At 63.9% G+C, this 7450-nt stretch carries 6 protein-coding genes; 4 read left to right on the forward strand and 2 right to left on the reverse strand.

All coding sequences use genetic code 11. The annotated features are described in order from the left end of the window. On the reverse strand, positions 1 to 1182 hold a 1182-nt coding region (locus EN991_RS15815), incomplete at its 3' end, for a Tm-1-like ATP-binding domain-containing protein (RefSeq protein ID WP_164769104.1). Further along, positions 1182 to 1952, reverse strand: a complete 771-nt coding sequence (locus EN991_RS15820) for an IclR family transcriptional regulator (RefSeq protein ID WP_127369102.1) — start codon at positions 1950 to 1952, stop codon at positions 1182 to 1184. The genes EN991_RS15815 and EN991_RS15820, both read right to left, overlap by 1 nt. Positions 1953 to 2125: 173 nt before the next feature. On the opposite strand from EN991_RS15820, the gene EN991_RS15825 reads away from it, so the two are divergent. From EN991_RS15825 to EN991_RS15840, 4 genes are all read left to right on the forward strand, one after another. Then, the gene (locus EN991_RS15825) at positions 2126 to 3574 is read left to right on the forward strand and encodes an APC family permease (RefSeq protein WP_063170911.1); all 1449 of its coding nucleotides are present in this window, start codon (positions 2126 to 2128) and stop codon (positions 3572 to 3574) included. A 49-nt stretch (positions 3575 to 3623) separates the two neighbouring features. Continuing rightward, positions 3624 to 4826 (forward strand): cytochrome P450, encoded by a 1203-nt coding sequence (locus EN991_RS15830; protein WP_127369103.1) that lies wholly within the window; start codon positions 3624 to 3626, stop codon positions 4824 to 4826. Further along, complete coding sequence (locus tag EN991_RS15835) at positions 4823 to 6310, forward strand: aldehyde dehydrogenase (RefSeq protein WP_127369104.1); 1488 nt, start codon at positions 4823 to 4825, stop codon at positions 6308 to 6310. The genes EN991_RS15830 and EN991_RS15835 overlap by 4 nt, the downstream gene beginning before the upstream one ends. A 244-nt stretch (positions 6311 to 6554) precedes the next feature. Then, positions 6555 to 7409 (forward strand): MetQ/NlpA family lipoprotein, encoded by an 855-nt coding sequence (locus tag EN991_RS15840; RefSeq protein WP_127369105.1) that lies wholly within the window; start codon positions 6555 to 6557, stop codon positions 7407 to 7409. Positions 7410 to 7450: the final 41 nt, after the last annotated feature.

Here is a 7450-nt window from a genome sequence, read left to right on the forward strand (position 1 = left end):
GTTGATGTGAGCGTCGATCTCGTGGAACTCGACGCCGGCGGGAATGACCTTGCGCATTTCGTCAGTGAAGGCGGCCAGGGCTTCCGGCTCATAGAGCGGCTCGCCCTCCACGTCCCATTCCTGGATGCCCTGGGACGGCAGGATGAAGGCGGAGCGGCCTCTGGCGGCACCGAGCTTGGCGGCGATGGTCCTGGCGACCTGGCGGCGATCGTCGGCATCGACGGTGATCGAAGCGATCAGCCTGTTATGGGCATGAAACGGTCGCGTCGAGAATTTAGCCGGCAAATCCTGCCAGGTCGGCAGATCGACCATGTCGACCGCGCCGGGTGCTGCGATCTGCGGAACGCCGCGGGCGCCGGCATTCTCCAGCCGGTCGGTGCCGGAACTGACGACGGATCCCGCGAGATGATTGGTGATTTCCTGCAGGCTGAAATCGAACACCGCGCAAAAATGGTCTTGGCCGGCAATCGATTCGAAGGCACGGCCGCCCATCCCGGTGGTGTGGAAGACGGCAACGTCATAGCCGCGCTGTTCCAGCGCCGGCTTCAGCGTCTTCATGTAGCGCAGGCAGCTGCTGCCGAGCGAGGTCATGCCGATGGTCGGGCCTGTTGCCCGCGCCGACACGCGCGACGCCAGCACGATTTTCGCCGCGCCGACGACCGCACCACAGGCCTGTGACAGGACCAGCCTGCAGATCGAGTTGAGGCCGTACAGCCCGCCCGCCCAGAGGATCATCATCAGGTCGGGCGCGACGCGCTCGGGTGGGATGAGGTGCGAATAGGCGATGGTCGAGACGACGAATTTCGGCACGCCGAGCGGCAGGCAAAGCGCCACGTCGAGCGCCAGATCGGTTCCCATCGAACCGCCGATGGCGATGAAGGCGTCGATCTCGCCGTTTTGATGGAGCTTGCGCACCAGTTGCACGGCGCCGCCGGCCATCAGCGTCATGGCGGTGTTCTCGTCACCACTCGAAACGATCTCGGCGATCGTCACATCCACCGCCCGCGCCACGGCGTGCTTATCGTGGTCCGGGCTGTAGGGCGGGTCGCCGAGCACGCTGACATCCATCATCACGGCGCTGCCGCCCGACTGCTCGATGCACTGTTTCATGAACAACAGCTCTTCGGCCTTTGTGTCGCCCGTGCCGATGACCAGGATGCGGGGCGCTGTCTCCGAGGGCATCAGGCCTGCCTCCTCAGGGTTTGCAGGTTCTCGCCGTTGAGGCGCATCGAAATCTCCCGTGCCGCTTCCATCACCGCAAGTCCCCGTTCCGCGATCGCGGCTGCCGTCGTTCTGGCCTTTGGCGCGGCCACCGCGATGGTGCCGAGCGCAAAGCCATCCGCCCCGCGGATTGCCGCCGCGACGCTGATCACACCTTCCTCATAGCCCTGGTCGCAGATCGAATAGCCGCGCTCGCGCGCCTCGCCCATGGATCTTGAGATGGCGGCCGGCTCGATCAGCGTATGGGCCGTGAAGGCATCGAGCGAACCCGTCAGGCACGCCTTGACGGTCTCGTCGCGGGCGAAGGCCAGATAGGCGATGCCCGACGCGGTCGAATGCAAAGGCAGCAACTGACCGATGTCGATGTTGACCCGGTTTGCCCATGCTGGATGCTCGACGTTGACGGTGACCAGCCTGTCGACGCCGAATTCCGACAAATGCACGGTCTCGGCCGTCGATGCGGCCAGGTCCCGCACCAGCGGAACGGCCGTCTGCAGGAAGGGAAAGCGCGCCTCGCGGATGCGCGCCAGCCGCGACAGGCCGGCGCCGAGGCGATAGTGCCGCGTACCCGCATCCTGCTCGACGAAACCACGGCCGGCCAGCGCTACCAGCAGCCGCCTTGTCGTCGCCTTGTCGAAGCCCGAGCGGCGCGCCAGATCGGACAGGCCGAGCTCGGGCTCGTCGACGTTGAACAGCTCCAGAAGCGAGATCGCTTTTCCGACCGTACTCAAATTTGCCTCCCGGTTCGGGACAATCATTTAACGTGTGAATTAACTTGACAGGCATCAGCATTGTTTGCAAGTCTATATTCAAAATAACGGTTCAAATAATGAACCAACCACCAGAGTGCATGGGACAGGCCATTCGGCCGGCGAACTCAAGGGTTTGCAAACAGGAGGGATCAATGACAGCAGTCTCGGAACAGGCGCCGGCCAACAGGCTGCGCAAGAACAGTCTTGGCGTCGGCGCCATCACCTTCATGGTGATTTCTGCGGCCGCCCCACTCACGGCAGTCGCCGGCGGCACGCCGCTTGGCATGCTGATGGGCAATGGCGCCGGCTTTGCCGGCACCTATCTCATCGTGACCGTGCTGCTGCTTTTGTTCGCGGTCGGCTATGTCGCCATGTCACGCCATGTCGGCAATGCCGGCGCCTTCTATGCCTATGCCGCACGCGGCCTCGGCAGCATGGCCGGCGGCGCCACGGCGCTGATCGCCATCCTGTCCTACAACGCCATGCAGATCGGCGTCATGGGCCTGCTGGGCGCCGCAACCGCCGGCCTATTCGCCGGCTGGGGCATCAACCTGCCCTGGTGGGTGTGGAGCTTCATCGCCATCGCGCTGGTCGCCGTGCTCGGCTATCGGCAGGTCGACCTCTCCGCCAAGATCCTGACGGTGCTGGTGCTGTGCGAATATCTTGTGGTGCTGATCCTCGATATCGCCATCCTCAAGACCGGCGGCGATAGCGGCCTGTCGGCGGCGCCATTCAGCTGGAGCCAGATCGTCAGCGGCTCGCCGGCCATCGCCATCCTGTTCTGCTTCGCCGCCTTCATCGGTTTCGAGGCGACGACGATCTATGCCGAGGAAGCCCGCGACCCAAAGGTCACCATTCCGCGCGCCACCTATTTCTCGGTCGTGCTGATCGGCGTCTTCTACATGCTCACGGCATGGCTGATGGCGGTCGGCGCCGGTGTCGACAAATTGCTGCCGACGCTGCAGGGATTGCAGGATCCGACGACCTTCCTGTTCGGCCTGTCCGACCGCTACGCCGGCACGATGCTTTCGCAGGCGATGAGCATCCTGTTCGTGTCGAGCCTGTTTGCCGGCGTGCTGGCGTTCCACAATGCGGTTGCGCGCTACATCTACGTCTCGGGCCGCGAGAAGCTGTTGCCGCAGACGATCGGCGTGACGCATCCGGTGCACCAGAGCCCACATGTCGCTTCCGTCATCCAGAGCGTGCTCGCCGCGGTCGTTGTCGGCCTGTTCGCCGTGCTCGGCCTCGATCCGGTGCTGGCGCTGTTTTCGTGGCTGACCAATGTCGCGACGCTCGGTGTCATCGTGATGATGGCGGTGGCATCGCTTGCCGTGGTGATGTTCTTCCGCGCCAACCCGGCGGCCCACGAGAATGCGCTGAAGACCACCATCCTGCCCGGGCTGACCTTCATCGCCTTCGTCATCATCATCTATTTGATCGTCATCAATTTCGGCAGCCTGTCGGGAGCCGGCGGTTTCCTTGGCGTGTTCCTGCCGGGGCTGGTGCTGATCGCCGCGATCGTCGGCCTGCTGCTGGCCAGCGCGCTGAAGAGCCGCGATCCGGTCGCGTTCAAAAACCTCGGCCAGCCGCTGAAAGATTGAGAAAAGCAAAGGGGCGGCATGCCACGCCGCCCCTTACACCACAAGGGGAGTGGCGGATTTTAGCTTTGCCGAAAATCTCACCGTCGAGGCATTGGAAGCCGATCCCTACCCGATCTATGCAGAGCTCAGGCGCAGTGCGCCGGTCGCTTTCGTGCCGGCGGTCAATCTTTGGTTCGTCACCCGCTGGAAGGATGTCGAGAGCGTCGCCAAGTCGCCCGAGATCTTCTCCGCCGTCGTCGGCTCGTCACCAGTTGAGCGTTCCTTCGGCAAGCCGACCATCCTGACCACCGATGGCGAGACGCACAAGCAACTGCGCCAAGGCGTCGACCCGAAATACCGGCCGCGCACCGTCGCCGCCTATGCCGGCGACCTCGTGCGGTCGATTGCCGAACCTTTTCTGGACCGGATCGCCAACCAGGGCTCCGCCGAGCTGATGGCCGATTATTTCGAGCCGGTGTCGACGCTCAGCCTGGCGCGCTCGCTCGGCCTTGCCGGCATCGATATGCCGACGCTGCGCCGCTGGTTCTACGGCCTTGCCCAGGGCGCCATCAATTTCGAGAACGATCCGAAACGGCAGGAGATCGCCGACGCAATCAGTGCCGAGGTCGGCGACGCCATCCTGCCGACGCTGGAAAGACTTGCGCGCCAGCCAGATGACTCGGCGCTGTCGCATATGCTGCATGACGGCATGCCGGAGGGCACGACGCGGCCGATCGACTTTCTGATGCCGAGCATCAAGGTCATCCTGCTTGGCGGCATGCAGGAGCCCGGACATGGCGCCGGCTCGATCCTCGCCGGCCTGCTGGCTCGTCCCGAGCAATTGCGGCAGGCGCTCGCCGATCCCGAGACTTTCGTGCCGAAGGCGGTCGACGAGGGCCTGCGCTGGGTGGCGCCGATCGGCACGCAGACGCGGCAGACGACGCGGGCAGTCGAGCTTGGCGGCGTGACGATCCCGGCCGGCGCTGCCGTCGCCGCCCTCGTCGCTTCGGCAAGCCGCGACGAGAGCCGCTTTGCCGATCCCGACCGCTTCGACATCAACCGCAACGAAGGCAACCATGCCGCCTTCGGCTTCGGCCATCATTTCTGTTCGGGCCGGTTCTTCGCACGCGAGCAGATGTGCCTTGCGGTGCGGCTGTTGCTCCAACGCTTCCCCGATCTCAGCCTTGTGCCGAGCAGGGAACCGGTGTTTCGCGGCTGGGAATTCCGCGCGCCAACCACATTGCATGTTTCCCTAGGAGTCCGTCACCAATGATCAGTCAGAATGCCATCGAAACGCTGCGCAAGACGGAGATCGGCGCGCAGGGCCTGTTCATCGATGGCGTGCAGGTCGAGGCAACAAGCGGCGCAAGCCTGCCGGTGACGTCGCCGATCGACGGCCGACCTTTCGCCAGCATCGCCGACGGCAACGCCGCCGATATCGACCGCGCCGTGAAGTCGGCGCGCAAGGCGTTCGAGAAGGACGAGGGGTCGCGCGACACACCAGCCTTGAGAAAGAAGGTGCTGACGAAATTCGCCGAGCTGGTCGAGAAACACGCCGATGAGCTCGCCGTGCTCGGTGTGCGCGACAACGGCACCGAGATCGGCATGGCCTACAAGGCAGAACCGCTGTCGGCGGCAGGCACCATCCGCTACTATGCCGAGGCCATCGACAAGGTCTATGGCGAGATAGCGCCGACGGCCGAGAATGTGCTCGGACTGATCCACAAGGAGCCGCTCGGCGTCGTCGGCGTCATCGTGCCGTGGAATTTCCCGCTGATGATCGGTGCCTGGAAGATCGCGCCTGCACTTGCCGCCGGCAATTGCGTGGTGGTGAAGCCGCCGGAGATCGCCTCGCTGACGCTGCTGCGGCTGGCCGAACTGGCAAGCGAGGCCGGCTTGCCCGCCGGTGTGCTCAACGTCGTCACCGGGCTTGGCGCGGTCACCGGCGAGGCGCTCGGTCTGCATATGGATGTCGACGCCATCGCCTTCACCGGTTCCGGCCCGGTCGGCAGGCGGCTGCTCGAATATTCCGCTCGCTCCAATCTGAAGCGCGTCTTCCTCGAACTCGGCGGCAAGTCGCCGAACATCGTCTTTGCCGATGCCCCCGACCTGAAACAGGCGGCGGTCGTCTCGGCCAACGGCATTTTTCGCAATTCCGGCCAGGTCTGCGTCGCCGGCTCGCGCCTGCTCGTCCAGGCGTCGGTCTATGACCGCTTCATGGATGAGCTTCTCCAGGCAACGATGCGGCTGAAAGTCGGCGATCCGCTCGATCTCGCCAACGATGTCGGTGCGGTGTCGAGCGCCGAACAGCTGGACAAGAACCTCGGTTTCGTCGCCAGGGCCACGGAAGAAGGTGCCCGTCTCGTCACCGGCGGCCAGCGGATGCTGACCGAGACCGGTGGCAGCTACATGGCGCCAACGATCTTCGAGAATGTCATGCAGGACATGCAGTTGGCGCGTGAGGAGGTGTTCGGGCCGGTGCTCGGCGTCATGCGCTTCGAGACCGAGGAGGAGGCGGTTCGGCTTGCCAATTCGACCGTCTACGGGCTTGCCTCCGCGGTGTGGACCGCCAATCTCTCCACCGCGCATCGCATGGTGCGCGCCATCAATGCCGGCGTCGTCCACGTCAACACCTATGGCGGCGCCGACATCACCGTGCCGCTCGGCGGCGTCAAGCAGTCCGGCTTCGGCCGCGACAAGTCGCTGCACGCGCTGGAGAAATATTTGGAACTGAAGACGGCCTGGATCGCGCTTTGACGGCACGCTGAGCTCTCTGAGAATCTGACGACCTCCAGACGCGCGCAAGATCGCGCCGCGATCCGCTGCGGCCGGTCAAGCGGCGGCTTTTGCTCACGCTCTTGAAAATTTTGAGAGAATATTCCCGGCTTTGGCGAGAATGGCGAAACGCGTTCTTTGATAAACTTGATAGAATTTCTGAGGATGCGACCAAGGCTAGGCAATCCGCCTCGCTGCCATGACTTCACAACCGCAGAGATCAATCATGACTGACTTCAAGAACACTTTGCCATCTTCCCCCGGGTCAACCGTCAACCGGCGCAGTGGCCTTGCTCTGCTGTTCGCCTCGGTCGTCGCGATCGGCAGCCTGATTGCACCGCATGCGTCGTTTGCCGAGGACAAGAAGGCGATCAAGGTCGGCATCATCAGCGGCGAGGACGAGGACGTCTGGCGCGTCGTCGTCGCGCAAGCCGCCGAAAAGGGCCTTGCCATCGAGACGGTGGTATTCAACGACTACACCCAGCCCAACGAAGCGCTGGAGCGCGGCGAGATCGACGCCAACGCCTTCCAGCACCAGCCCTATCTCGACAACCAGATCAAGACTCAAGGCTACCACATCGTCCGTGTCGGCTATACCGGCGTCTGGCCGATCGGCCTCTACTCTAAGAAATACACGAAGGTTGCCGACCTGCCCGAGGGCGCGGTCATCGGCGTGCCGAACGACCCTTCCAACGAAGGCCGGGCGCTGCGCGTGCTGCAGAACGAGGGCGTGATCAAGCTCAGGGATGGCACCGGCATTCTGGCCACCACCGCCGACATCGCCGAGAACGCGAAGAAGGTGGTGATCAAGGAACTTGACGCCGGTATCGTCGGCCGCTCGGTCGAGGATCTCGATGCGGCCGTAGTCAATACCGACTGGGCGCTGAAAAGCGGCCTGTCGCCGGAAAACCGCATCGCGCAGGAGCCTATCGCCGACAATCCCTACCGCAACTTCATCGCGGTGAAGACCGGTAACGAGAACGAGGCCTGGGTGAAGACGCTGGTGGCTTCCTATCAGAACGAGGCGGTGAAGGCCGAGTTCGACAAGGTCTACAAGGGCACCGGCCTCAGCGCCTATTGATCCGGTCCTCGGCCGGAAGCCCGGTTCGAGAGCAACAGCGG

The sequence above is a fragment of the Mesorhizobium sp. M7A.F.Ca.US.005.03.2.1 genome, from assembly GCF_003997795.1.
GTDB lineage: Bacteria > Pseudomonadota > Alphaproteobacteria > Rhizobiales > Rhizobiaceae > Mesorhizobium > Mesorhizobium ciceri.

Bases quoted from the DNA above. Each gene is read 5' to 3' on its own strand.
- EN991_RS15840 (WP_127369105.1), top strand. From the start codon at position 6,555: ATGACTGACTTCAAGAACACTTTGCCATCTTCCCCCGGGTCAACCGTC.
- EN991_RS15835 (WP_127369104.1), top strand. From the start codon at position 4,823: ATGATCAGTCAGAATGCCATCGAAACGCTGCGCAAGACGGAGATCGGC.
- EN991_RS15825 (WP_063170911.1), top strand. From the start codon at position 2,126: ATGACAGCAGTCTCGGAACAGGCGCCGGCCAACAGGCTGCGCAAGAAC.